The organism is Streptomyces liliiviolaceus (assembly GCF_018070025.1).
Taxonomy (GTDB): Bacteria; Actinomycetota; Actinomycetes; order Streptomycetales; family Streptomycetaceae; genus Streptomyces; species Streptomyces liliiviolaceus.
On the sequence record NZ_JAGPYQ010000001.1, the window covers coordinates 4,221,505 to 4,245,525 of the forward strand.

Here is a 24,021-nt window from a genome sequence, read left to right on the forward strand (position 1 = left end):
GTGCGAGACCGGCAGGGAGATCACGAAAGGCCGGAGGCTTCGCGGTCTGTCGGGTGGTGCGGCTGGACTGGTCTGGAAGTTCGAGCGGATCGTTGAGCACCCTTCAGGTGAGCACCGTGTGCACGTGTCGCGTCACGGAGGAAGGTTGGGGCGGATTCATCGCAGGTTCCACCCGAGCGTATTCGGGTGCGAGGTCACGGCGATGATCACGTGGCGCCGGGCCATCCGTAACACGACCGTCCGCGCCTGGGCGAAGGCGGACGACTATCTGTTGGCGGGACTCTTCGCGTTGGTCCCTCTGGCTTTCTTCGAGCACTTCCACTGGGCCGAGGTCATCGTTTCCGCTCTCGGGATGGACGGGCACTAGGGAAACAGCCAGGTCAGAGGTGGGTTCACATATCCCAAAGTTCCACTATTGTTGGAGTTATTCGGGGGGCGGTGGCCCCGCCCCCCGAACCGCAGATGCCAACGCCGAAGGGGAAGCGACCGTGGCAGAACAGGAAACCCGGCAGATGCTGCCGGAGGTTCAGAAGTACCTCGCTAGCATCGAAGCAGCCACGGCAGCCCGGCAGGAAGCCTTGCGTGAAGTACACGCGAAGTACGCGGGCCGGTACGTCGACACCAAAGACGGTCAGCTCCAACTCGCCGCCTACAACCAGGCGTCCAACACGGCTTACGACGCGTGCGAGGAGGCCCGGACAGCCGCATGGGAAGCCTTGACGACGTCCGACGATCCGCTTGTGAAGTGGATCGCCAAGAACTGCGCCAACTACCGCTCAGAGGCCCAGCACGTCCTGACGGCCCTTCCTGCCACGGTCGAGGAACTCGACGCAGTGGCAGCATCGAACGACTGGTGCCCGGTATGGGCGGAGTTCAGGCAACAGGCCATGGACGCAGAGGTCATTCCCGACCCCAACCGTTTGATCGCCGCCCGTGAAGCGCTCTTCGAATGCATCGATCGGGAGGGCTGCTGTCCTATGAGGGCGACGTCAAGGAGCCGAATCGACACGGCTCTCGACGCTCTGATTGAGGAGTCCGTAAGGGCCGCAGCCAGCGCCACGGGCCGCATGTCGCCACAGCCCGCGTAGCGGCACCACCAAACCGCCGTGCCCTGCCCCTCTCCCTCCCCCCGTCACGGGGGGGGCGGGGCACGGCTCCGGCCGCCTCGCCGATCGCTGCCGCCGGCGAAGTGCAGGGCGCCGAGATCCGCACCCCTGTGACGGGCTCTGCGCCCACCACGCACCCATACGTGCAACATGCGTAGCGGCCACGTGGCTAAAGGGGCCGCAGCCCACCGCCCTGTGGGCATGCAGTCGCCCACCGCCCCATGGTGCGCTGAGCCGCCCGCTTGCCCAGGATCGGCGAGCACGAGCAGGTATACGCGGTTCAGGGGTGGGTTCACACAATCCAGCGATTAACTATTATTGCAGTTAGTCGGGAGGCGGTGGCCCCGCCTTCCGACTCCGCAGAAATCAACGTCGAAGGGGAACCGTGAGTATCACCGACGTGAACATCGCATTCGCTGCCGAGAAGGCCGCCCAGATCGAGGCTGTCCGCGGGCAAGAGCGCGCCCTACAGACCCGTGTGGACCGGGGCGAGGTCCGCATGATCGGCTCCGACCGGTACGAAGTCCTCACAGGCTGGGATCGGGGTGAGACGTTCACCGTCTCGCGCAACGCCGAGGGGCAAGTACAGCAGATCCTCGCCAACCACGGGCTCGACGAGCGAGCCGATGGCGCCATCGCCCTCTATACGTCCTCCCCAGCCTGGCACGGCCTGGGCCAGATCATCCCAGGAGGCACCGCGGACATCGACGAGGTACTACGTCTGTCCGGGCTCGACTTCGAGGTCACCACGGTGCCCGCACTGTACGAATGGCAGGGCGAGACACGCGAGCACGCCGACCAACAGCACACCGTCCGAACTGACACCGGCGCAGCCCTCGGCGCAGTGGGCTCCCGGTACATGCCCATCCAGAATCGCGCGGGGTTCGTGTTCCTTCAGGAACTGGTGAGCCGCTATGACGTGGTGTGGGAGTCCGCAGGACTCCTGCGCGGCGGGAAGCGCGTGTTCATCTCCATCCGCCTCCCGGAGACGGTCGTCGTGGACGCCGACGGCATCAACGACATCGTGGTGCCGTACATCGCCGTCATGAACGACCACTCCGGCAACGGCCAGTTCCAGTGCGTCGTCACACCGTGGCGGCCCGTCTGCGCCAATACCGAGCGGTTCGCCGTCCGTGACGCAGCCACCCGCTGGGCCGTCCGGCACACCGCCGGAGCCACCAGTCAGATCAAGGAAGCCCGCCGCACCCTGGGGCTCTCCTCCCAGTACTTCGAGCAGTTCACCGACGAAGAGACCGCGCTCGCCCGTACCGACATCGCCATAGCCGATTTCCACGAGGCGATCGCCGACTTGTGGCCCCTCGACGACGACGCGTCCAGCCGTAAACGGACCAACCACGCCGCCCGGCTGGGGGCCATCACCGAGGTGTTCCGCACCGAGGGCGAACGCGTCGGACGGACCGCCTACGCGGCCGAACGCGCCATCACCAGCTACCTCGACCACCTCACCCCCCGGCGTCCCCCGACGTCCATGACCGAGGAAATCGCCCGCGCCACCGCCGTACTCGAAGGCGCCGACGACGAGATCAAGAGCAGGGCGCACCGGCGCCTGCTCCAGCTCCGCACCCGCTGAGCCCCGAGAGCGGTGGCTCCAGCTGGCAGACCCCGTGCGGGCCGGGAACTTCCCCGAGCCCGGCCCGCGCGGACCCCTCAGAGCGCGGAGCACGCGTTGCCTCCCGCTCAGGGAGCGCGGAGCGCGCCCACCCCGCTTCGAGGCAGCGCGAAACGTCGGCGGAGCCGGCCACGCGCCAAAAAGACATCCGTTGTGCCCAGGGGCGCAGTGCGGCCGGCCTTCGTCGCGCACCACCCACCGCCCCGGCCCGTAAGGAGTTCTCATGTCTGCACGCCCGGAGCTCGCCCATCCCGGAGGCGACGCCATCGCGGCCGTCATGGGCCGCGCCTTGCACGCGCGGACCGTGTTGTTCCCGGCCCTCGGCGAGGGGAGTCACGAGCTCAGCATCATCGCCGAGCGGACGGACGGCACGAAGGTGAGCGCCGACCTGCACGTGTCCGTCGAGCCGGGTTCGTGGCGCGTGGATCATTCCGCTGAGGAGTGCGTGCCGTTCTTCGTGCTGCTGGCGTTCGCCCTGGAGAACAGCATCGTGCGTGAGGCCGTCCTGGTCGCCACAGCCGCCGACGCGGGCATCCGCGCGTGCGGGTGGGACGTACGGGTCAGATGGCTGCACCTCATTGGCCCGGCCGAACTCCAGAAGCCCGTCACGGTTGCCGTCACCACTGGCGGCGCCGCGCCGTTCGTGGTCTGTCACGCCCTCGTGCTGCGCCGCCCCCAGGGGATCGCCGAGGAGCGCTCATGGGTGAGAGGCCCATCGTCACGTCGGACGCCGAGTCCGTTTCCGCATGACCGAGCAAGTCAACGGCCGCTCACTCAGCGGGAAGTTCTTCAACATGCACGGCCGCCGCTACGCGGACTGTCCCTGTGGCCGCCGTCCCAGCCTGACCGACCGGGGCAACCTCCGCTGACACAAGCCGCCGAAGGAGTAACCCCACCGACGCCGTCCATGCCCCTCCCCGGTACGGGGGCGTGGACGACCGCCCCGGCCAGCGCGCGCCACTGGTCGACTGCCGCCTCGCCCTCACTTCCCTCTCCGGCGAGCGCGAGGCGGCACCCCCCAGCGCACCCGGACGAGCCCTGAGGAGTCGCAGCATGACGAGCCCGAGGCTGACCATCGACACGCCTGCCGGTCCCGTACACGCCACTGTCAGCCCCCGCGACGGCGACGCCGTTGTGTTCGAGCTGGGCGGGGCGATGCGCGGCAGCGTGCACGTCACCGGCACCACCGACCCCCATCACTGGGACCAGTTCACCGCCGTACGCGCCTGTCTCGGTCCCGTGAACGCCTTCACCACCACCGCCCCCGACGAGGACCTCCCGCGGCTCGCACGCGGCCGCATCGGCTACTGCGGCAGCCTGACGCTCTACCGCGACCGCTTTGACTGTCCTCAGGTCTCGGTGCGTCAGCTGTCGGCCACCTCTGATAAGCCGCCGTCGGAGAAGACGGAAGTGGTGCTCACGGCCGTCCTGCGCGGGTGCGCCGAGCACGTCGCGCAGCGCGCCGATCTGCCCGCAATCCTGGAGGCCTCCCGGCAGCGCGACACCCCCGGCCTGCTGCGCTTCCTCACTTGGTCCGCCGCCTATCACCACGCCGAAGCCGTCCGTCTGGAGCGCGAAGCCCGGGCAGCGCTCCTCGCACGGAAGGCCGCCGAGGCCGCTTGGCGGACCGCCGCGCAGTGGCTCTCCCTCTCCCCACACCCGGTCCTGCTGCTGATGCTGGCCGACTGCCCCGACTCGCTGACCCGCAAGATCAGGGGCTTGCAGTGGTGGGGTCCCTACTGTGTCGACGCCGCCGCTGAAGAGCTCGAGCGCGCACGCCGCGCCCAGGCGGAAGCCGACTCCCTGCGTGCTCAGCAGGGTGGGCGTCCGCCCTGCCGCCGCGGCCTCGCCCTGCCCGAGGGTGGCTAAGGGCGCTGCCCCGCAATCGAACACCGAGGTGCTGTAGCTCAGCTGGTAGAGCGGGGATCTCAAGAGTCCTGAGGCCGTGGGTTCGAGTCCCGCCGGCGCTACTCCAACACCGTCGCGTGCACCTGGAGTTGCGATGACCGACACCGTGATCGCCCCGAATCCCGAGGCACCCGCCGACGTAGCGGCTGCCGTCCTGGACGCCATCGCGGCGCAGCCCGACGTCTTCGACATGGACAACTGAGCATACCTGTCTGAGGCCCTCCGGCTGCCTCCCGCGAGGCCTCCGCCCTGACCTCGCTCGCGCAGGAGATTCGCGCTTCCTGGGAAGAGGTGGCGGGCACCGACGGGTTCCCGTTCCGCCCTCCGGCCGACGACCAGGCGATCGTGGACCTCTACTACGGTCCGGACAAGAGCCGCGGGGACGAGGGCTACACGCTGTACCCCGCCGACATCTGCCGTCACCTGCTCGCCCCCGTCAGGCTCAGGCTCTCGGACAGCGAGGATTGCGCAGAGGCGAACAGTTCGGCGGTCTTCCACCCGATGGACGGGCCCGACGACGAGAGCCTGCCCTGCGTCGAGATCGCCGGGGTGCTCGTGTTCGCCTACCTCGATGCCCACCGGGCGGCTGTACGGATATCCGTCGATCTGGACACCACCGCGCGGCAGTTGGTGCAGGCCGACGGCACGGTCCCGGTGCTGGTGGATCTCGCAGACACCACGGTGTTCGACAACGTCACCCCGCCGCCAGTCCCGTCGGAGCCCACCGGATGAAGAGCCGGTAGCCGGCGCCTGGCCCGCTGAACCGGGCTCTTGGGCAGGCAGTGCCGACAGGGGGTAACCAACTCCCTAGAGCCACTATTATTCACATTTGGAGGTGTCCGTATGGCCCCGTCCGTCACACACGTGTCCGGCACCGTCACCGGAGACGTGGAAGTCCGCTTCACCGGGGACGGCATCGCCGTCTGCCGGTTCCGTCTCACCGCGACCCCCACGCAGTGGGACACCGCCGCCCAGAAGTGGCGTGACCTGGACCCGATCCCTTACATCTGCACCGCCTGGCGCAACCTGGCCACCAACTCCACCGAATCCCTCGTCGACGGAGTCAACGTCCTGGTCAAAGGACGCATCACCGGACTCAAGAACGACTCGATCTACCTGAGCGTCGACGACCTCGGCATCAGCCTGCGCAGGCGCATCGCCTACACCGAGACCAGCCTCCCCAGCCCGATCGCCGCCCGCCCGTACACCACACCCACTGCACCGCAGCCCGCCACCACAACCCCGCCACCCGGGCGAACGGGCAGCCCACCCCCGTGGTGGGAGCGGAAGCGGGCCTAGAACTGGGCCTAGCCCGGCACTTCCACCACAGCGGCCGACGGTACTCCCCCCTTCCCGTCGATTCTGATCACGCTTCCCCTTCACCCGCCACGGCGCGGCACCGGTTCGCGCCGGTGCCGCGACCTGCCAGAACGAGCCGCACGCACCGCGCTCACCGCCCACTCGTCCCCGGCCGGCTCGACGACGACCTCGCCGAGCACACCGCGGCCGAGGTGTGGGACCGGCGCGTCCGCGACGCCGTCAGGGAGCTCCTCTCCTCCTACCGGCCGCACGAGGAACTCACCCAAACAAAGCTGACCCGCCCGTTCATCATCCCGTCGGACGACAAGTGACCCACTGCCCTCGCCGACCGGGGACCCGCCCCGCTGGGCCTGCGGGCCCGCGGCCGCGAACGGCTGCCCTGGCCGATCGGCAGTGCCGTCGCCATGACCGGAAACCGGATCCCATCGAACAGACCATCCCCCGCGCCCACAATTTCGCCACCGCCCTCACCAAGGCCCGATCACACGGTCACCGCCATGCCCGCCCACGGCATCGACTCCATCACCCATCACACCGCCGCCGGGACAGACGCCGCATCCCTCACCGCCCCGCCGCACGGCCTGGACGGCACCCACCCCCACACGCACACCCCGCTACCGCGTTCCATCCCCGACAACGGCAGCACCACGGTCAGCCCTCTACCCGCCCGGCACCGAAGCCAGCGGCGCCCGCCTCAGGGCCAGCACCCCATTGCTCTCCGCCCCGGCCCGCACCGTGGTCCTCATCGAGGACCTGGACCACAGCCCCGGGAGCCGGCGACTGGGCAGGCACCTCCCTCTCTGCTCCTGTTCGCTGTGCGTCTACGCATCCGCCGGGACCTCCTGCTGTCCATCGGCGGCCGCGGCTCGCCGACCTGTACGCCGAAGTCGAGCAGGTACGAGGCGACAGTTTCCGCGCCGACTGGCGCATCACCGACCTGATCCGGCACGCCAAGACCTGCGGAGCACTGAACGGGCGTCGTCTGTCTCGATGACGGACCCGAGTTCGCTGCGGTCCAGGTGCAAGTCCGCGCGGCACTGCAGGTGGAGCCCGCAAGCTCCCAGACCTGGCTCGTGACCGCGGCCGCGCCCTGTGCAACGACTGTGCCGGTCGGAGGGATAGGGCGTGGCCTGTGCGCTGAAGTCGGGCCCGGGCTCCTGCCAGCAGTCGCCTTCCCGGCGATTCCTGCAGAATCCGCCGGCATTTCTCGGACCGATCCGGAAGGTCATACTGGCCATGATGACGACCACCACCCAGCGCCTCCTGGACCTCGCCGCGGCTGCACCGGCCAGCCCCGACAAGGATGTGGTGCTGCTGTTTCTGACTGAGGCGAACGCCCTGCACGAGCAGGGTTTCGAGGAGCTGCGCTCCATTGTGGCGGCTCGTGTTGCTGGAATGTCGCCGGAGGTCTTGGTGGCGGTCGTGAATGGAGGGGGTCTGCCGTGCGACGCATCGCAGGATCGCGACGAGTTGGTCTCACTGCTCGCCCTTACCGAGTGGCAGATGACGCCAGCGGCTCTTGCCTACGCTGAGATGGCCGAGGCTGCCGCCCGCCGCGGTGTGTGTCTGGTCCCCGAAGGGTGAAGCCCGCACCCCGGGCGGGGGATTTCCGGGCAGCGAGGTGGACCCGCATCCGAATCTTCTGTCATTATCGGAGTTGTGTGCTGGGGAGGCTGGCGCACTTGCCGACTGGACGGACGGTTCCGCGATGGCCTCGTCACGTAAGCCTCGCCTGGCTGACGCTGCCGAGATCGCGGCCGAGCAGGGACTGACCTCCGCGCGAGTCACCCGCCTGTACAACACGCGAGACAGCAGCGGCTTCCCGGAAATCGCCGGCATGCGCCGGCGCGCGAGGCTGTGGGACCACGCCGAAGTCACCCGGTGGTTCGCCCAGCGGTCCCTGGCCCGACTCGGCGATCACGCATCACCCTCTCGCGACGCTGATGAACTGCTGAACGGGGCTGCTGCCTCGAAGTTTTTGGGTTACAAGAACGTCAACCAGGTCACTACCTATGTCCGCGACCACCCCGGGTACTTCCCCGACCCGGACGTCGTCGAGGAACTGGGCACCCCGGAGCGTCCCTACCGACGGTTGCTGTGGCGGGTGCAGACTCTGCTCGACTGGAAGGCCGCGCGCCCCGGGAGCGGCCGGTACGTCAGCAGCGAGCGCCCCGCGAAGGCGCTGCCCGATGTGCCGGCCGACGGTGATCCCGATGAACTCCTGGGAGCGACTCAGGCCGCGGCGCTGCTCGGCTACAAGAGCGTCGGTTCCTTCTCCAGCAGCCTCGCCCAAGGCAACCTTCCTCTGCTGGAGACGCCCGACGCCCTCTCGGAGAAGGGCGGGCGCCGGCGGTGGACACGCAAGCGGATCCTCACGCAGGCCGCACAGCGTAGGCAGAAGAGATAAGGCGCGGCGGTGCAGCGCTGACTCACCGCCCTGTGAACGCGGCGCCTGGTGACGGGTTGTTGGTTCCTTGCGGACCGGGTGCCGCACGGTGGCCGGCATGGCGCGGCTCGCCACCGCGCCCCGCAGCAGTTTCTGCTGCTGCGGACCGGCCATCGCCTCGCCCCCCCCTGCCCGCACCGTGCTCGGCAGAACGACGCCGGATACCTTGCGCCTTTGGCCTGCTGCCCTTGCCCGTCGGCGCAGCGTCGTGGACGGGTGTTTTGGGGCGCGTCATGCAAGCGTGTCGGCTTCGTGACCATGGTCGGGGCTCCATGGTCGGGGATCTGGTCGGGGTACCCAGGTTCCCTGCTCCGCAGACGAAGCCCCACGGCTGCACGAGGACGACCATGACCAACTCCGATCTGAACGCCCCGGCCGCCGCTGCTGGGCCCCTGCGTCACCAGGTGCTGGCCGGGCTGGCCCAGCACCGCATCGCCAGCACCAACCAGCTGCACCGGATGCTGCGGCCGCAAGGCAGCCGGCAACTGCTGTCCCGAGCCCTGACCAGACTGCGGACCGACGGCTTCGTCGACTGCACAGTGCTGCCGGATGCGAAGCACTCCCGTACCAAGGCCTGGTACCTCACGCCGGAAGGTGCCCGCCTGACACGGGACTTGCCTGCCCTGCGAGGCCGTCCGCCCTATCCCGTCACCTCGCGCACAGCTGCCTCGCTCAGGACGCTGCACACACTCACCGTCGTACGCGCCCACCTGGCCTTCGCCTCAGACGCCCGGCGCCTGGGACACGAACACGGCCCCTGGGACTGGATCCCGGAAGTCTCGCACTCCATCGGCGAGGGCAACCGGCTCGTGGCCGACGCCGTCATGTACTACACCGTCGTCGAGCCCGAACGCCGCCGGAAACTGCGCGCATTCATCGAAGTGGACCGCACCACAATGAGCAGCGAGCGCCTCGCCGCGAAGTTGATCGAGTACGCCAGACTGTTCACTTACGAGACCCAGCCCATCGGCCGCCGCAGACCGACCCCGGCAGGTCCGGCCTGGCTGCGCTGGTACCCGGTCTTCCCACGCCTCCTGTTCATCCTGACCGGCGCTCCACGGCCCAGACTGGATGATCGGATCAACGACCTGCAGGCGATGGTCTCCCATCATCCGCTCGTCGCCTCACTGGCTCACGAAGTCCAACTCGGAGCCGCCACGCTGGAAGACATCGAACACCACGGCCCCACCCAGGCAATCTGGGTACCACTGGCCGGCGGAAGACCCTGCCCATGGACCAGCCTGTGACACTCCCCAGCAGGCACCCCCACCAACGCACCCGCTCACAGGCTGTCATGCCGCAGTTGCTGCGGCCGATCCGAAGACGTCGTCGAAGCGGTGCGCCTGCTCTGTGCGCACGAGGTGGAAGGCGCCGCTGTGGTGGCGTAAGGCGTGTGCGGTGTAGTGGACGACCTCGGCCGGGGTGAGGACTTTCAGGTCGCCGAAGACGTAGTAGAGCGGGGTCGGGGCGTGGGCTGCGGTGAAGAGGAGACCGGCGGTCACGGTGTCGGCGCTGACGGCGTAGCGGTCGGTGTCGGTGCTGGGCATGCGGTCCTTGGCGTCGATGGTGATCAGGTCGGCGCCGCGGGCGGCGATCAGGTCGGGGAAGTGCCGCAGGGCGGAGCGGGTCCGGCGCAGGGCCTCGCGTATGGCGGGCGGGTAGGTGCCTTGTCCGCAGGGCTGGACGGTCCAGCCGCGGGTGCGCAGCGCGGCCGTCACCCGGCGTTCGTGCATGTCGCCTATCGTCTGGCGGTCCTGCCACTGCGTCACCCTGGTTCCCCCTTGGGTACGTTCCGTGATCCCTGTGCGTGATACGAAGGATTCATAGTTCGTCCTACCCTCCTGGACGCTATGATGCTCCTCATGGCGGCATACGTTGACCCACGCTTTCGTCCTACGCTCTGGCCCGGAACGCCCGTGCCGGCACCGGAGTTGATGCCTCTTCGCGGGGCGCGGGCCGACGGCGAGTGGATCGTCTGGACCCCGCAGATCCCTTCCCGCTCGCACACGGTCTCCGTGCCGGAGGACTTCTACCTGCGCGAGTTCATGGAGGTCGACCCCGAGGACCTCGACGCCGTGGCCGCCTTGATGCGCACATACGGACACCTCGGCGGGAGTATCGACACCGGGAGCTGGGACGTCGACGTGTACGAGCCGCTCAAGGAGCTCACCGAGCGCGACCACCCCCGCGCGCCGTTCGCCCTGCACGGCGAACTGGCCACGCTGTTCATGACGGAGGCGCAGGCGGCCGTCACCACCTGGCTGGCCCTGCGCCGCGAGGGCGGGCTCGACGCGCTCATCGAGCCCGAGGTCTCCGAGGAAGAACTGGCCCGGTGGCGTGCGGAGAACCCGGACCAGGAGGAGGTGTGGCCGCGCGACCTGGACCACATGCGCGAGCTCGCCATGGAATTCAGGATCACCCACTTGGAGAGTGAGCTGAACGCCGCGCTGAAGCGGTTCAGTATCGGCATCGGCAGTCTGGGCGACCGCTACCCCACCATCCTCGCCGTGGCATTTCTCCAGCTCTACAACCACCTCGCCGAGGACGCCACGATCCGTGAGTGCGCGAATGAGACCTGCCGCCGCAGCTTCGTACGCCAGCGCGGCCGCGCCGCGTACGGGCAGAACCGCACCAGCGGCATCAAGTACTGCACCCGCGAATGCGCCCGCGCCCAGGCCCAGCGCGAACACCGCCGGCGCCGCAAACAGCAGACCCCGCCCCTCCAGCAGCCACCGGCCGACAACCCTGCGCCGCAGGACGGCCCCAAGCCCGTCGGCCAGGCGGGAGCTGAGTGATGATCAGCCTGCGAGAACACCAGGTGGAAGCGAACGCGCGCATCCGCGCGTGGGCGGGATTCCCCACCAGGTCGCCTGTACTTGCACACGGGCTGCGCGGGACCGTCGTCTGTGCGACCGGGTCCGGAAAGACGATCACCGCCGCGTGGGCGGCGCGGGAGTGCTTCCGCGGCGGGCGGATCCTCGTCATGGTCCCCACCCTCGACCTGCTCATGCAGACCGCCCAGACGTGCCGACGGGTCAGCCACCGCGGGCCGATGGTCGCGGTGTGCTCACTGGAGAAGGACGAGGTCCTGGAGCAGCTCGGTGTGCGGACCACCGCCCATCCGATCCAGCTCGCACTGCGGGCGGGGCGCGGGCCGGTGACCGTGTTCGCCACGTACGCCTCACTCGTGGACCGCGAGGATCCCGAGGATGTTCACGGGCCGGGCGAAAGTACGCGGGCCGCTGGAGACCGCGCTGGCCGGCGGAAAACGCTTGTATGGGCAGGCGATGGACGGTTTCGACCCCGCCGTCGTCGACGAAGCCCACTCAACCGCCGGTGATCTTGGTCGGCCGAGGGCGGCGATCCACGACAACTCCCGGATCCCGGCCGACTTCCGGCTCTACCTGACCGCGACTCCACGCATCCTCGCCCCTCCCCGGCCGCAGAAGAGCGCGGACGATCGGGAGCTGGAGATCGCGACGATGACCAGCGACCCCGACGGGCCGTACGGTGAATGACTGTTCGAGCTCGGCCTGTCGGAGGCCGTCGAGCGGGGCATCCTCGCCGGGTTCGAGATCGACGTCCTGGAGATCCGCGCCTCTCCCCCGGCCCCGGCCTGTCGGAGGAGGCGCTGCGCGGGCGGCGCCTGGCACTGCTGCAGACGGCGCTCCTGGAGCACGCCGCCGCGCGCAACCTCCGCACCGTCATGACGTTCCACCAGCAGGTCGAGGAGGCCGCCGCGTTCGCGGAGGAGATGCCGCGGACCGCGGCCCGGCTGTACGCGACCGAAGCCTCCGACCAGGATCCGGCCGGCGCGGAGGCACTGCCGAAGTCGTCAATCGACGCGGAGCTCCACGAGCTGGAAGCCGACCGCCACGTCCCCCCGGACCGCGTGTGGGCGGCGTGGCTGTACGACGACCACCTCGCCGCCGAACGCCGCTCCGCCAAGGGCGTGCAGTCAGTGTCCACAATCGTGTAAGAAGCCCGCCCGCCGGCACACACGATCTCCTGAACCCGTAACTCCCCCACCACCAGCCGACCACCCACCCGCACGCCGCTCCTTTCAAACCGGGCACCACCCCAGTAGCGGCACCTCAGCCCGCAGTCCACGCCCCTCCCCCACCCCTGCAGACCACTCCACATGAACGTCGCACACACCCAGATGACGGTTGGTAAAGTCCGTCACCCTCACACGCCAAAACGCCGGAAAGGCAAGCTCGCTGCCGACATCAGCGAGGACAGGCGTGCCCCTCCGCCCGGTGCCCCATCCACACCGCGACATCACACACCCGCAACACACTCACCGTCTCCGGCACCCCCGCGACCTGGCGCAGCTCCAGCAGTTGGCGGTGCAAAGCAACGTCGTTTTCACGCAGCGCGGTGTGGAGGGCGAGCCAGAAGGACGACGGCCGGCCGACGGCGCAGCGGACGACGCGGTCATAGACCGGGAGCAGCCGCGGACGCTTGCGGGCCAGAAGCTTGCCCGCGATCACCCATCCGACATCGGGCTGGTCGCGCAGGAGATGCCAGGCCTGGTCCGCCGGCGAGTCGTCGGCCACGACGTCCGCGTCGGCGTCGACCATGTTGATGTCCGTGGGTATGGCGTGCAGCAGGCCGGAGAGCCGCGCGCCGAGAGGGCCCTCCAGAATGTCCAGCGCGACAGACGCGGGAACGGTGACCGACAAGGTCTGCACCGCGACCAGGTCCTCCGCCGTGACCCGGTCGGCAACCTCCGGCCGATCTCCCCCACCCGCCAGATGCTCGAACCGACTGCCGGTGAACGCCACCACGCCGGACGGCAGACCGATACCGAAGTAGCGGCGCAGATCATCCACAACACGCTCTGCGCCCAGCAGTACGCGCAAACGCTTACTCAACGGCGACAACGCCCCATCAGATACGCCCGGCGTTGCGGTGGAAACGGCCATGAGAACTCCATCCTGCGTCGAGATCGTCAGCGGGTCAGCGGGTAAGCGGGTGAGCGGCGCCGGAAGGTCCTGCCCGAGAAGCATGCGGCAAGCCGGTCGGTGGGCACACAGGATTACCGACCATCAGCTGGTGGAGGAACTCCGGTGCAGCTACGGCAGGGCGTTGACGAGAGGCTTGAGGGCACTGTCCATCAACCCACCGTGTCGGGCTGGTGCGTCGGGCTGTGCTCGCAGGACGTGCAGTATGTGGTCACGTACGGCGGCGTTGCGCAAGCTGCCGGACTGCTTGCTGCGCAGGATGTCGAGGAGGCTGGGGCCGGAGACGTCCTGCAAGGCTTCGATCATCTCCAGTTCTTCGACGTCGACGATCTCCACCAGATCCGTGTCCGGCGTCGTGAACAGCCCCTTCTTCCGAGCGCGTTCACGGATCACGGTCAGGGTGATGGGGTTGACAGGGAAGCCTTCCGGCAGCACGAGTAGCGGCAGGAAGCGACGATCGCTGGCAGCAGGAGCGCCGGTGAGAGCAGCCTCGTCGCCGCGCAGCGCAGCAATGGTCGCGTCGATCTGGTCGAGTTCGTCGACGAGTTTGTCGATGTCCTCGATCTGTGATTCGCCGGGTACGGCAGTGGCGGCTTCGCGGCGTAGCTGGGTGGTGGTGACCTCTATGACGATCCAGGTGCCGGGATAGTCAATCGCGGCGTCGGCTATGCGCTGGCCCTGGACGGTGTAGGCGGCCTTGAGTTCGGCGTCGTCGTAGACCCGGCGCGTGGTGCCTTCGTCTCTGGTAATCGCGTGCAGGACTTCGCTGACGTACAGCTCACTGCAGTGGCGCAGGGTCTGCTTGGCCCGGGCGGCCATCTTGCGGTGACCGGTGGGCTTGGTTCGCCCTGACGGCGGGAACTCGATGTCCCAGATCGGCAGCCATCCAAAAGCCCGGCTGATCAGGTGACGGGGATCAAGGATCAGCAGCCGGTCCTCGGGCAGGCGGATCACGGGCCACTGCTGGAAAGGATCGAAGGACCATTCGGTGCGCTGTTCGGGGCGTTCGCCGCGTACGGCCTCCCGCATGCCGGGCAGGTGGTTGGTGATCAGCGCCAGGACTGCCTCGACGCGCTCCGCGGGCATGGTCAGGCCAGCCAGTTCACCCGGCTCGATGACGAACCGCCCCATCGTGGTGCGCAGCCACAGATAGCCGGCGACGCCCGCCAGGTCCTCCAGGCGGGCGCCGGTGCATGCCTGGTAGGTCTGGCTGAGGTCGACGATTCCCGGCTCGCCGTAGTGTTCGGCGGGCAGTTGCAGCCAGCGCCGCGCGTATCGGGCGAGGACGCCCGGGACGGACCAACCGCGGTGGAAGTGCTGGTTGGCGATGAGTTCGCGGCCCAATGTGCCGGGCCGGTCCGTGATGACGCTCGGGCCGGGATCAGGGTGGCGGCCCATGGCCTGGGTGAGACTGAAGAGAGCACCGACGATGTCCCCGTCGGGGGGATCGTCCGGCGCTGTGTCCGGGGATACTTCCAGGGCCATGCGAGCCAGCAGCATGAGGGCCTGCGGCACAAGCAGCCTGCGGGTCTCGTCCCGGAGCAGGTTCCGGGCGCGGCTGCGGACCGGCTCATCCAGCCACTCCCCGGCGAAGTGAGCCTCGACTGCCTGCACGGACACACCGGGAAGCTCCAAGGCGTTGAGCACCCGGGCACAAAACCGTGTGACGCCTTCAAGAGGAAGGCGCTCCAGCTGACGCATGGCGTAGTCGACGGGCAGTTCGAACCCGAAGATCTCATCAGGGGTGAGATACGCCGCTCCCAGGTCGATCGGCGCGGGTGGCTGGACGGTGGCGGGCACCAGCAGCCCGCTGGAGTGCTCGTTCCAGCGGGGCACGAGAGCCGTCGCGGTGGAGCCCTGCAGTACCGGACGACCGGCCGAGGGATCGGCCAGGTAGCCGGTACGCAAAGACGCGGGCTCGGCATCCGTGAACGCCTTGCTCAGCGTTTCGATCTTCTGGGCGAGGCGCTCTGCCGCGTTCATCGGCACTCCCGTCGTGCGGTAATCGCTGGCCGTGAACTACCGGCTGCCGGTGTCACGTTGTTGCGGATTTCAGTGTTCGTCTCGTGGGCCGGGCGGCCAAGCGGATATGCGTGGTCCCGATGCTTCTGGCCGGGTGCTTTCATCGGAGTCGGTGCAGGAGGTCGTCGACGGCGCGCCAGGCGCGGAGCGGCCAGCGGCGTACCGCACGGGCACGAGCATCGCGGACCTGTTCAGCGGCCCGGTGCCGTCCCGTGACGGTGACGGGGGCGTCGTCGCCGAGCGCCCGCAGCATGCCGTCGTAGGGGCAGCCCGTCTCGCAGCCATTCTCGCGGTGGTCGAGGGTGGCGGTGGTCAGGTGGTACAGGTGGGCGCCGGTGTCGGCGATCCCGCCCGGTGCGGTCGTCATGGTGACGAACTGATTCAGCTGCGCGGCCGCGGCGCTGTTGGAGAAGACGAAGACGTTCTCCTTGCGGCGCAGCGGGTGGTCGGCGGGCAGGCCGGTGATGTAGGCCGGGTCGTCGAGGGAGCCGTCACGTTCGGCCTGGACGTGGGCGGGGTCGTACTGGCCCAGGCATTCCATGCAGGCGCGGCCGGGGGCGGCGATGTGGGCGCGCCATTCGGCGCCGCGCAGGCGTCCGCCGCGGGCGTCGACCGCGATGCCACCGTCGACAACGGGGATGAGGTGGGCGTAGGCGAGGAGGTTGAGGACGGCGCGGGGCCAGGGCCGGTCGACGCAGGAGAAGATCACGTCGCAGTCGGCTGCGGCGGCGAACCCGTCCGGCTCGGCCACGCTCAGCTCGTATGGCGCCGCCCGGAAGTTGAGGGCGGTGGCCGCGCGGCGAGAGGTGCGGGCGGCGAGGCGGGCCTTGGCCCGGTGCAGGCGCACATCACGGATGGTGGCGTGCAGGAGCCGGTCGAGGTTGAGCTCCTCTACGGTGTCGAAGTCGAACAGGCTCAGGTTCTGGAAGCCGGTGCGGGCCAGGGCTTCGACGACAAGCATGCCGACCGAGCCGCATCCGACGACACCGACATGCAGACGGGCCAGGTCGTCCTGGGTTGTCTGTCCCCAGGCGGAGACGGTACGCAGCTGCCGGTTCGTAGCCGGCGGCGCGGGAAAGAGGCGGTCGTTGACGGTGACCGTCAGACGGCCGCCGACCACCCGGACGCTCTCTGCCTCGGTAGGAACGTAGCGGCGGCGGGCCTCCTGCTGCCAGATACGTGCGCCGAATCCGGCATCCGCGCCCGCGAAGGTCAGACCGACCAGCGAATGTCCGGTGATCACCTGGGTCTGCGCGGCGAAGGACACCTCAGCCTCGTGATCAATCGTGTTCAGTCGCTGCCATCCCCGGCCTTGGGGATGGGCGTGGACGAAGCCGAGCCCGCAGCCGTGCTCGGCCGCGAGCGCGGCGGCGCGCAGGAAGTAGGCGCTGGTGAAGTCCACCGTGCCGTGCACAATCCGCTCGCCGTCCTGCGGCAGCACCACCTCGGTGAGCAGGGCTGTGGTGCGGCTGGCGCCGGTGCTCGGCCGCCACAGCACAAAAGTGCAGTCCTCCTGCCCGTCCCCACGGCGCAGGTGATCCGTCAGGCGCTGGGCGGTGACGCTGGTCATCGCGACCGAGAAGCGGCTGATCATGCGCAGGATCCGTTCCCCAGCTGCGTGAACAGGGTGCGCAGGTGCCGCAGATAGCCGCGGACCGTACGGTCCTGCGCCCAGTCGGAGGGCGGCCGGCTCCAGTGCTCCCACTCCTGCCCCAGCGGAGACGTGTGCACCGCGCCCTGCGGATGCCCCAGGCACGGGCTGATGTGCGGGCCGTGCGGGGCCGACAGCGGCCAGTCCGGCACCAGCTCCAGCCCGACGCGCACCGTCGTCCCGGCCCGCGGGCCGACCTCGACGAGGTAGTCAAAGACCGCGAAGTTGCCGCTCTGCTCCACCGTGTAGCCGGCCCGGCGCAGGCCCGCGAGCATCCCCGCGGGCCCTGCCTGCGGCATCACCGCGGTCATGCGGTCGGGGTCGGGCCGGTGGAGACCGACACGAACGTCTCCCGCTCATGCACGGTGATCTCTTCCTCCCCACGGCCGGCGAACGAGTGCTGATGCCTGCCGGTGATCCGGACCAGGTAGTGCGTGCCCGCGTCGATACCAGCCAGGCCCAGGACCGCGTTCGGCGTCGTGCGCTTCGTCACCGCGACCGGCTCGCCGTCCACGGTGACGGTCACCGTCTTGCCGCTGATCTCCTCGTGCTGGATGTCTGCCGTCGTCATAACGGCCACCTCCCCTTCCTCCCGGCCCGCCTGTGGCGGGCCGGGAGATACGAAAGGCGGGCTCGAAGCCCGCCTACTTGCTCTTCTTCGAGCCGCGCGACGCGCGCTCGTTCACCGTCGTCGACGGGTGCCTACGCACCGTCGACTGCTTCACAAACCGGCCCGTGACCGCACTCCGACCACGCTTCCCACCAGACCCACTCGCCTTACTGGCCTTGCCGGACATGACACACCTCCTGTTCCCAGAGGCCACATCGGCCCCTGCCAACACACCCAGGACAGCACGCACGGCACCACATTGGCAACATTTTTTGAGTGACAATTTCCCTGTCGTATGTTGACACAAGAAAGCCGCCCGACATGAACGGGCGGCCTTCGAGGACGCAGGGCCGCTTACGCCATTGGACCCGCGAGGATGCCGAGATTGATCAGCCGGTAACTCATGGCCATTTCGCTCATCTCAAAGCGCCCGGCCATGAGGTGCACCAACTCCTGGGCCGTACGGAACTCGGCCTCGCGTGCTGCGCGACGCACCATGGGCTCAGGAGCCAGCAGAGCCGCCGCGAAGCGGTTGGCTTCCATCTCCTCACGATCCGTGGCCATGCTTGAGACCGTGTCACGGAAGTTGACACGGGTATCGGTGTCCAGGATCAGCGGCCGGCCGCGATGCAGTCGCAGGTGCCCGAGTTCATGAGCCACCGTAAAACGCCGCCGGTTCTCGTGGTGCTTCTGGTTCACACCGATGACCTGCTCGTCTCCCCGGCGCAGCAGCATGCCGGAAACGTCGTCCGGCATCTCCTGCGGGACGACAAGCACACCCAGCTTTTCCGCAATCAGCGCCGGGTTGATGGGCGCCTCGTCGATGCCGAACTGCGTCAACAGCGCCTTGGCCGCCGCGTCAGACCTGGCCATCGCGCACCCTCCGTTCAAACGCCTCCGACGCCACAGACGCCACCGCGTCCGCAAGATAGTCCGGCAGCCCGTTCACCTGGCCGGGCTCCTGCAGTCCCGGCAGCAGGTCGGCCGGCTCCACCCCGAGCGCTGACGCGAGGCGCACCAACCGGTACGGCGGAGGAGCTTGCGCGCCGGACTCGATGTTCGTGATCGACCCGCGCGTCAGTCCCGCCTTCCGAGCCAGCAACTCCTGCGTCAGCTTCGCTCGCGCCCTCGCCACGCGCACCCGCCGACCAATCTCGGCATTGAAGTCCCGCTCAACATCGTCCACGCCGCTCCCCGCGATGACAGCCACACTGACATTCCAACTTAGCCCACCCTCACCAAGACCACCACAGCCGCCCCGTACTAAACCCTCGGCCAGACCGTTTCGGCAGATTCCCGCTGCCACAGTCCTGGTCCAGGATCACCTTGATCTGGCTGCCAGCTCTGAGCCGCCGAACCCTCCCGAGGAAGTCCCTCTCTGACAGCCTCGGCTGAGGCACCCGTCTTGTCGGGAGTACGCGGGGCGCCGGGCCCGCAAAAGCCTGCGGTACGCGCCGCACGTGCTCTTTCGGCGCCCGCCTGCCTAGAAGCGCTGCCGAAGCAGGGTTCTTCCGGCGAACGCTGATGCCTTCACCGGGCTTGTCACAGTGACGTCCGAGCGAAAGGAAACGTCGATGCTGTCGATGGCACTGGCCCGCGCCGCGGTGCGCCCCCTTACGAGGGCGTGTGGTGGGATGTGGCAAACGGTACGCAGCTGGGTTGAGGGTCGGCAGGCCCGGCTGTTCGAGCGTGAGCGCCGGACCACCCTTCAGACCGTGCCCGCCGCGGTCCCGCACGGCGCGTGGATCGTCGACCGCCGCGCGGACGGGAGCAGCCTGGAGCTGCTCATCCCGCCGGGCGGCTCATACCCCGATGTGCATGAAGGGCGCCCACAGTCCGGGGCTTCCGGGATACTGCTCCCGTAGCCGCCGGGTGGCCACGTGCAGGGCGATCGCGGTGAGCCCGGTGCGCGGAGGAAGGGTGCCCGCGGCGGTCAGGTGCGTGTACAGGGTCGTCGCGGTGCGCGCGGCGACCTGGTCCTCGACCGCCCACAGCGTCCCGACGACGTGCGCGGCGCCTGCGGCGAGGAAAGAGGAGGCCAGATGCACAGCTTCGTCCGGCAGCCGCTCGCCGGCTGCGCTCGAACTGCACGCAGACAGCATCACCAGTCGCGTCCCGTCGAGCCGGTGGTGCAGCAGGTCACGCACCGACAGAGCCCCGTCCGCGAGCACCAGTCGGTTCGCGGACGGGTCCTGCCAGTCCGTCACACCGTGGCATGCGAAGTGCACAATGGGATGCTGGCCAAGCTCGGAGAGCACGGTGGCGCGGCTCGCCTCACCGTCAGCCAACAGCGTGGTTTGCGGCATCATCTGGGCCACGGCCTCCGCCTCTTGGTGCGCATACGGCAGCGGAGGTACTCCCGGCGTGTTGGGCATCGCGACAACCAGGGCGCGACCGTGTCGACCCGCAAGGTGCGGCAACTCGCGGCGTGCCCGGCGGCGGCTCGCGGCCAGAGCCTGGACAGTTGGCGTGTAGGAGGAGACCACTCGGTCCAAAGCCGAGTCCCCGCCGTCTTGGTGGCGACCTGCGGCGTGCAGCGGCAGGCACGCCAGCAACCCGACTGGGCACCACCACACGCGCGGCCAGGGCCCGTCGTTGGCGGGCGTCGCGGTGACACCCAGGCTTTCCAGCACCGGCCCGACCGCGGAATCCCACAGCCACGCAAGTGTCTGAGAAACCTGCGACTGCGCACCCCACACCTTCCTGTGGAAGTTGTTCACGTGCGTAGCCAACTCATCTGGTGTGAGGCCCGGCAGGGGTATGACATGCAGCGCGTCCCGTGGCCCCGCGCCCAGTACGAGTGCGTCGCTGCGGTGTCCGGCGACGTTCACAACGATGACCGGGCCGTCATCGGGGTCCGGTCGCAGGTCATCGACCGTAAGCGGAAGGAGGAAGCGGCTGAAGCCGGGCAGCGCGCGGATCCGAGCGATCGTCTCCTCAAAGCGCATGCCGCCCGACAGCCGCGCGTCCGCATCGGCCTCAGGGGCCGACAGGGCGTCTCGCAGCCGCTGGAACTCGGCGTACAAGGCCGGCTCGCGCTCGGCCAGTTCCTCCAGCTCACCGCGCGCGGTGAGCACCTCACCGAGCAGGATGCCCCGGGCCTGCTCCAGCAGTTCCAGGGCGAGCCCCGGACGCCCCGCGTCGAGCGCGGCGGCGGCGGCCTCGGAGCCAAGTCCGGCTAGCCGCCCGAGCCGGTACTCACGGTCATCCCGGCTTAGCGAGGGCGGTGCAATGCGCGGCAGCAGTCCCACGGCCAGCTCAAAGCCCTTGACGGTCTCGGCAGAGTCGCCGTCCCGGCGGGCTGCGTCCGCATAGGCCCACGCGGCCCTCATCCGGATCAGCGGGGGTGCGTCCGGAGGCTCGGCAGCGGCCCAAAGCGCCATGCGGCCTTCTGCGGCATCCTGTGGGTCACGGGCGTGGTCGTGCCGCAGACGCAGGGCATTGCCCAGATTGGCAAGCTGAGCGGCCCGGCCGGAATGCTTGTACGGAAGGGCCGCGACCGCCATCCGCAGCAGCCCGATCGTTTCATCCAGGTCGTCAACAGCGCCTGCGCCACACTCGAAGCGCGTGCGCAGGATCGCGCCAAGATTACCGAGGCGGGCAGGCCACGCCGGGTGATCACCGGGCGTGGACTCGACCGCCGTGCGGGCGGCCTCCACCGCTTCCGCCAGCATTGAGGGATCGCTGGTCAGCGTATGGCGGCTGCGCAGGGCGTTGGCGAGATTGCTCAGCTGCGCGGCGCGCTCGGGGTGCCCGGGCGCCAGCAGGGGGATAGCCGCGCGCAGCAAAGTGATCGCCTCATCGAGATCCTCACGGGCGCCGCCGTTCAGGAAACGGGCCCGCAGCATCGCCGCCAGGTTGCTCATCCGGCCAGCCTGCACCTGGTGGTCCTCGGGCATCGACTCGACCGCCGTCCGGGCGTACGCAATTGCCTCTGTAAGAGCCGCCGAGTCACCGATGTGCTGGTGGAGCAGCCACAGTGCCGTGCTGATCTGTGCGGCCGCTGCCGGGTGGCCTGGATCTGTGGACGGGAGGCTGGTCAGGATCGAGCGCCGTAGGCGGACAGCCTCGAACAGGTCCTCTTGGTGGCCGGCGTGGTGGAAGCGTTCCTGGAGCGCGGCGGCCAGGCCGGCGAGCATGTCGGCCCGGTGCGCGTGATCCTCAGGGATCAGTGTGGCGGCTTCCCGGGCGGCGCGCATCGCTTCCCCCAGGCCTGCGGGGTCGCCGGTGCGGTTGTGCCAGCCGAGCAGGGCCTGGCCGAGGACGTGCAGCCGTGCCGGGTACTCCGGTGAGCCCGGAGGCGTCTGCGTGAGTGCCTCGCGCAGGAAACTCAGCGCCTCGGAGAGCGCGCGCTCGTCGCCGGTCCGGGAGAAGGTCTCGTACAGGACGGCCCCGAGGTCGCCGGACGTATGGGCGCGGCTGGCGCCGTCCAATGCGGCCTGCACCGCTCGCCGCGCGGCGTGCACGGCCTCTTCAAACCCCGCGGGATCCCTTTTGTGGCCGAAGCGGGCGAGTAGCGCGACTGACAGGACGGTCCAGGCCATGCTCCCGTTCACCGTGCGGGTGAGCTGTGTCTCGGCGCGCGCGGTGTCGAGGCAGACCGTCAAGGCCTCCTCGTCGCCGGTGTCCTCGTACAGGGACAGCAGCGCTTCGGTGAACTGCAGCAGGATCAGGGGACGGTCTGGCGATGCCTCGGGTGCGCCGTCGAGTGCCGCCGACAGGAGTTGCACGGCCGTTCGCAGGTCGGCGGGGTCGCGGGTGCTGCCGTACCGGTCAAGGTACGGCTGTGCCATGCCGCTCCAGGTGACCGGACTCTCCTGCTGTCCCGGGTCGGCAGAGGTGTCGATCAGCGGCAGCAAGGGGTCAGGGACCGCCAGGGGGTCGCGGCGGTGAATGCGGGAGAAGAGCGCGACCGCCGCCGCGAAGTCGTCGTCCTCTTCCTCGTCCCTGGAGTCTTCTCCGCTCAGGCAGTAGCGGTTCCAGTGCACGAGGGCCGCGACGCGGAGCGCCTCCAGAATCGCCGGCTCCGCATCGGGATCCCTGCACTCCGGCGGAAGGGCGGCCACGAGGACACGGGCCTGCCGGGCGGCCATGTCGTCCAAAAGCGGTGCAGCGTCGCCGCACTCGGCCAGTGCGGCGAGCCGGGCCTGCAGGGCTGCAAGCAGAGCGGCCATCACCGTAGGCCTGCCGGGCCACCGAGCGAGTGATCAGCCCACGCCGGAGGGATGCCGTACGAGCCCAAGCTGGCGGTTGTACGGCATCTCGCCCGCGCACGCCGGGAAAGAATCAATCGCGGCCTGTCCGTCCCGTTGCAGGTGTGCCGGAGTCGTCGGCGCGCAGTTCGCCGCTCTCCGGGCTCTCGGAGACATCCCAGGTGCGAGGGTGTGCAGCGATCTCCTCCCATACCAGGGCCCCGATGAGGTCGTGGCGGGCGGCACGGCGTTCAGCGACGCCGCGTGCAGCCTCGTCGAGCAGTTCGTCCTCGCTCAGCGCGGAGACATCACGGACGGCCTGTCGGCGGGCAGCCTCCGCTTTGATCCCGCCGAGCCAGGGGTTCGCGGCACCGGACCCGGGAGCGGCCTGGCCGGAATCCTTCGCGTACGTCATGACTGTGCCTCCGGACGTTCTTCGAGAAGCGCCGAAAGTGCCCTGCGTGCCCGGAACAGGCGGGTACGCACGGTCGGCACCGGGATACCGAGGAGCGGGGCGATGTCCTGCGGGTCCAGGTCGGACATCGACAGCGTGAGCACTTCCTGGTGCGCGGGGCTCAGACGCAGGAAGGCACGTGCCAGGTCGGCGCGTGCGATGACGGCTTCGGCTGCGGCGGCGCCATCGGCGACCGGCACGGGAAGCGCGGCGTCGAGTGCCCGCGTGCGATTCCGGGCCCGCAACCACCTGAGGGCGAGCCGCCAGGCGACCTTGATGGTGTAGGCGAGAGGGTTGTCCATCCTGGACACCCGCTCCCAGCGTTCGTAGACGATCACGAACGCCTCCTGTGTGATGTCCTCGGCCTGGGTGGGATCGTCGCGCAACAGGACTCCGATCGCGCGCCGGGTCCGCTCAAAATTCTCGCGGACGAAGAAGGCCTCAAGGCCGGTCGCGGCAGTATTTGTACGCGGCGCCTCGGACGTAGGGGCCCGTGGCGCGGCGACCTCAGTGAAGGTGATCCGCTCGGCGTCGCCGCCTGCGGGCAGCACGAGGTGGTCCTCGTCCAGCGCGTCGGTGGGCGGCCCGCCTCGGTGGGCGGCAGGCCGAACTGAGGGCGCCGGGGCCAGGGCGACGTCTCGGAACCGTAACCCCGTGTCGTCGGAGGACGGCTCGGAACACGGATCAAGGTGCGGCTCGGTGTCTGGTGGCGGCT

Annotated in this window: 22 protein-coding genes, 1 tRNA gene and 1 pseudogene; 13 read left to right on the forward strand and 11 right to left on the reverse strand. The window is 69.1% G+C overall.

The annotated features are described in order from the left end of the window. Positions 1–488: 488 nt before the first annotated feature. The 11 genes from J8N05_RS18480 to J8N05_RS18525 all read left to right on the forward strand — a co-directional run bounded on the left by J8N05_RS18480 (position 489) and on the right by J8N05_RS18525 (position 9,657). Complete coding sequence (locus J8N05_RS18480) at positions 489–1,088, forward strand: hypothetical protein (protein WP_210884139.1); 600 nt, start codon at positions 489–491, stop codon at positions 1,086–1,088. A 403-nt stretch (positions 1,089–1,491) separates the two neighbouring features. Beyond that, on the forward strand, positions 1,492–2,697 hold the full coding sequence (locus J8N05_RS18485; protein WP_210884141.1) for a DUF932 domain-containing protein: 1,206 nt from the start codon (positions 1,492–1,494) through the stop codon (positions 2,695–2,697). Positions 2,698–3,482: 785 nt separating this feature from the next. After that, positions 3,483–3,605 carry a hypothetical protein gene (locus J8N05_RS47910; RefSeq protein WP_282108151.1) on the forward strand — a complete coding sequence of 41 codons (123 nt, stop codon included), beginning with the start codon at positions 3,483–3,485 and terminating at the stop codon, positions 3,603–3,605. Between the two features lie 184 nt (positions 3,606–3,789). Next, the gene (locus tag J8N05_RS18490) at positions 3,790–4,605 is read left to right on the forward strand and encodes a hypothetical protein (protein ID WP_210884143.1); all 816 of its coding nucleotides are present in this window, start codon (positions 3,790–3,792) and stop codon (positions 4,603–4,605) included. Positions 4,606–4,632: 27 nt separating this feature from the next. Beyond that, a tRNA-Leu gene (locus J8N05_RS18495) sits at positions 4,633–4,706 on the forward strand. A 229-nt stretch (positions 4,707–4,935) separates the two neighbouring features. Continuing rightward, positions 4,936–5,376, forward strand: a complete 441-nt coding sequence (locus tag J8N05_RS18500; RefSeq protein ID WP_210884145.1) for a hypothetical protein — start codon at positions 4,936–4,938, stop codon at positions 5,374–5,376. A 111-nt stretch (positions 5,377–5,487) separates the two neighbouring features. Next, entirely contained in the window at positions 5,488–5,943 is a 456-nt protein-coding gene (locus J8N05_RS18505; RefSeq protein ID WP_210884147.1) for a single-stranded DNA-binding protein, read from the forward strand. Between the two features lie 113 nt (positions 5,944–6,056). Continuing rightward, positions 6,057–6,275, forward strand: coding sequence for a hypothetical protein (locus J8N05_RS18510; RefSeq protein ID WP_210884149.1), 219 nt, complete (start codon positions 6,057–6,059; stop codon positions 6,273–6,275). Positions 6,276–7,200: 925 nt separating this feature from the next. Then, on the forward strand, positions 7,201–7,548 hold the full coding sequence (locus J8N05_RS18515) for a hypothetical protein (RefSeq protein WP_210884151.1): 348 nt from the start codon (positions 7,201–7,203) through the stop codon (positions 7,546–7,548). 124 nt (positions 7,549–7,672) lie between these two features. Next, entirely contained in the window at positions 7,673–8,371 is a 699-nt protein-coding gene (locus tag J8N05_RS18520; protein ID WP_210884153.1) for a hypothetical protein, read from the forward strand. A gap of 386 nt (positions 8,372–8,757) precedes the next feature. Beyond that, on the forward strand, positions 8,758–9,657 hold the full coding sequence (locus J8N05_RS18525; RefSeq protein WP_210884155.1) for a replication-relaxation family protein: 900 nt from the start codon (positions 8,758–8,760) through the stop codon (positions 9,655–9,657). 45 nt (positions 9,658–9,702) lie between these two features. Here the strand turns inward: J8N05_RS18525 and J8N05_RS18530 are convergent, their stop codons facing one another. Beyond that, on the reverse strand, positions 9,703–10,179 hold the full coding sequence (locus J8N05_RS18530; protein ID WP_210884157.1) for a hypothetical protein: 477 nt from the start codon (positions 10,177–10,179) through the stop codon (positions 9,703–9,705). 165 nt (positions 10,180–10,344) lie between these two features. Between J8N05_RS18530 and J8N05_RS18535 the strand changes: the two genes are divergently transcribed. Beyond that, complete coding sequence (locus J8N05_RS18535) at positions 10,345–11,205, forward strand: hypothetical protein (RefSeq protein ID WP_247706319.1); 861 nt, start codon at positions 10,345–10,347, stop codon at positions 11,203–11,205. Beyond that, positions 11,205–12,350: pseudogene (locus J8N05_RS18540) on the forward strand (DEAD/DEAH box helicase family protein); the annotation flags it as partial. The gene J8N05_RS18535 and the pseudogene J8N05_RS18540, both read left to right, overlap by 1 nt. 289 nt (positions 12,351–12,639) lie before the next feature. Here J8N05_RS18540 and J8N05_RS18545 read toward each other — a convergent pair. The 10 genes from J8N05_RS18545 to J8N05_RS18590 form a co-directional block, all read right to left on the reverse strand. After that, the gene (locus tag J8N05_RS18545) at positions 12,640–13,338 is read right to left on the reverse strand and encodes a DUF6308 family protein (RefSeq protein ID WP_210884161.1); all 699 of its coding nucleotides are present in this window, start codon (positions 13,336–13,338) and stop codon (positions 12,640–12,642) included. A 150-nt stretch (positions 13,339–13,488) separates the two neighbouring features. Next, positions 13,489–15,360: a hypothetical protein gene (locus J8N05_RS18550; RefSeq protein WP_210884163.1), complete on the reverse strand. Its 1,872-nt coding sequence runs from the start codon at positions 15,358–15,360 to the stop codon at positions 13,489–13,491. Between the two features lie 139 nt (positions 15,361–15,499). After that, positions 15,500–16,993, reverse strand: a complete 1,494-nt coding sequence (locus J8N05_RS18555; RefSeq protein WP_210884164.1) for a ThiF family adenylyltransferase — start codon at positions 16,991–16,993, stop codon at positions 15,500–15,502. Further along, positions 16,990–17,361 carry a hypothetical protein gene (locus J8N05_RS18560; protein ID WP_210884166.1) on the reverse strand — a complete coding sequence of 124 codons (372 nt, stop codon included), beginning with the start codon at positions 17,359–17,361 and terminating at the stop codon, positions 16,990–16,992. The genes J8N05_RS18555 and J8N05_RS18560 overlap by 4 nt, the downstream gene beginning before the upstream one ends. Beyond that, on the reverse strand, positions 17,358–17,621 hold the full coding sequence (locus J8N05_RS18565) for a hypothetical protein (RefSeq protein WP_210884169.1): 264 nt from the start codon (positions 17,619–17,621) through the stop codon (positions 17,358–17,360). The genes J8N05_RS18560 and J8N05_RS18565 overlap by 4 nt, the downstream gene beginning before the upstream one ends. A gap of 393 nt (positions 17,622–18,014) precedes the next feature. Continuing rightward, complete coding sequence (locus J8N05_RS18570) at positions 18,015–18,533, reverse strand: ImmA/IrrE family metallo-endopeptidase (protein WP_210884170.1); 519 nt, start codon at positions 18,531–18,533, stop codon at positions 18,015–18,017. Then, positions 18,520–18,870 (reverse strand): helix-turn-helix domain-containing protein, encoded by a 351-nt coding sequence (locus J8N05_RS18575; RefSeq protein ID WP_210884171.1) that lies wholly within the window; start codon positions 18,868–18,870, stop codon positions 18,520–18,522. The genes J8N05_RS18570 and J8N05_RS18575 overlap by 14 nt, the downstream gene beginning before the upstream one ends. A gap of 592 nt (positions 18,871–19,462) precedes the next feature. Next, a complete protein-coding gene (locus J8N05_RS18580; RefSeq protein WP_210884172.1) occupies positions 19,463–22,834 on the reverse strand; it encodes a CHAT domain-containing protein in 3,372 nt (1,123 codons plus the stop codon). 112 nt (positions 22,835–22,946) lie between these two features. Beyond that, positions 22,947–23,267: a hypothetical protein gene (locus J8N05_RS18585; protein ID WP_210884173.1), complete on the reverse strand. Its 321-nt coding sequence runs from the start codon at positions 23,265–23,267 to the stop codon at positions 22,947–22,949. Further along, positions 23,264–23,857, reverse strand: coding sequence for an RNA polymerase sigma factor (locus J8N05_RS18590; protein WP_210884174.1), 594 nt, complete (start codon positions 23,855–23,857; stop codon positions 23,264–23,266). The genes J8N05_RS18585 and J8N05_RS18590 overlap by 4 nt, the downstream gene beginning before the upstream one ends. Positions 23,858–24,021: the final 164 nt, after the last annotated feature.

Coding starts and splice junctions, on each gene's coding strand:
- J8N05_RS18570 (WP_210884170.1), bottom strand. CDS start 18,533: ATGGCCAGGTCTGACGCGGCGGCCAAGGCGCTGTTGACGCAGTTCGGC.
- J8N05_RS18490 (WP_210884143.1), top strand. CDS start 3,790: ATGACGAGCCCGAGGCTGACCATCGACACGCCTGCCGGTCCCGTACAC.
- J8N05_RS18515 (WP_210884151.1), top strand. CDS start 7,201: ATGATGACGACCACCACCCAGCGCCTCCTGGACCTCGCCGCGGCTGCA.
- J8N05_RS18555 (WP_210884164.1), bottom strand. CDS start 16,993: ATGATCAGCCGCTTCTCGGTCGCGATGACCAGCGTCACCGCCCAGCGC.
- J8N05_RS18560 (WP_210884166.1), bottom strand. CDS start 17,361: ATGACCGCGGTGATGCCGCAGGCAGGGCCCGCGGGGATGCTCGCGGGC.
- J8N05_RS18505 (WP_210884147.1), top strand. CDS start 5,488: ATGGCCCCGTCCGTCACACACGTGTCCGGCACCGTCACCGGAGACGTG.
- J8N05_RS18580 (WP_210884172.1), bottom strand. CDS start 22,834: ATGGCCGCTCTGCTTGCAGCCCTGCAGGCCCGGCTCGCCGCACTGGCC.
- J8N05_RS18565 (WP_210884169.1), bottom strand. CDS start 17,621: ATGACGACGGCAGACATCCAGCACGAGGAGATCAGCGGCAAGACGGTG.
- J8N05_RS18520 (WP_210884153.1), top strand. CDS start 7,673: ATGGCCTCGTCACGTAAGCCTCGCCTGGCTGACGCTGCCGAGATCGCG.
- J8N05_RS18525 (WP_210884155.1), top strand. CDS start 8,758: ATGACCAACTCCGATCTGAACGCCCCGGCCGCCGCTGCTGGGCCCCTG.
- J8N05_RS18545 (WP_210884161.1), bottom strand. CDS start 13,338: ATGGCCGTTTCCACCGCAACGCCGGGCGTATCTGATGGGGCGTTGTCG.
- J8N05_RS18585 (WP_210884173.1), bottom strand. CDS start 23,267: ATGACGTACGCGAAGGATTCCGGCCAGGCCGCTCCCGGGTCCGGTGCC.
- J8N05_RS47910 (WP_282108151.1), top strand. CDS start 3,483: ATGACCGAGCAAGTCAACGGCCGCTCACTCAGCGGGAAGTTCTTCAAC.
- J8N05_RS18535 (WP_247706319.1), top strand. CDS start 10,345: ATGCCTCTTCGCGGGGCGCGGGCCGACGGCGAGTGGATCGTCTGGACC.
- J8N05_RS18550 (WP_210884163.1), bottom strand. CDS start 15,360: ATGAACGCGGCAGAGCGCCTCGCCCAGAAGATCGAAACGCTGAGCAAG.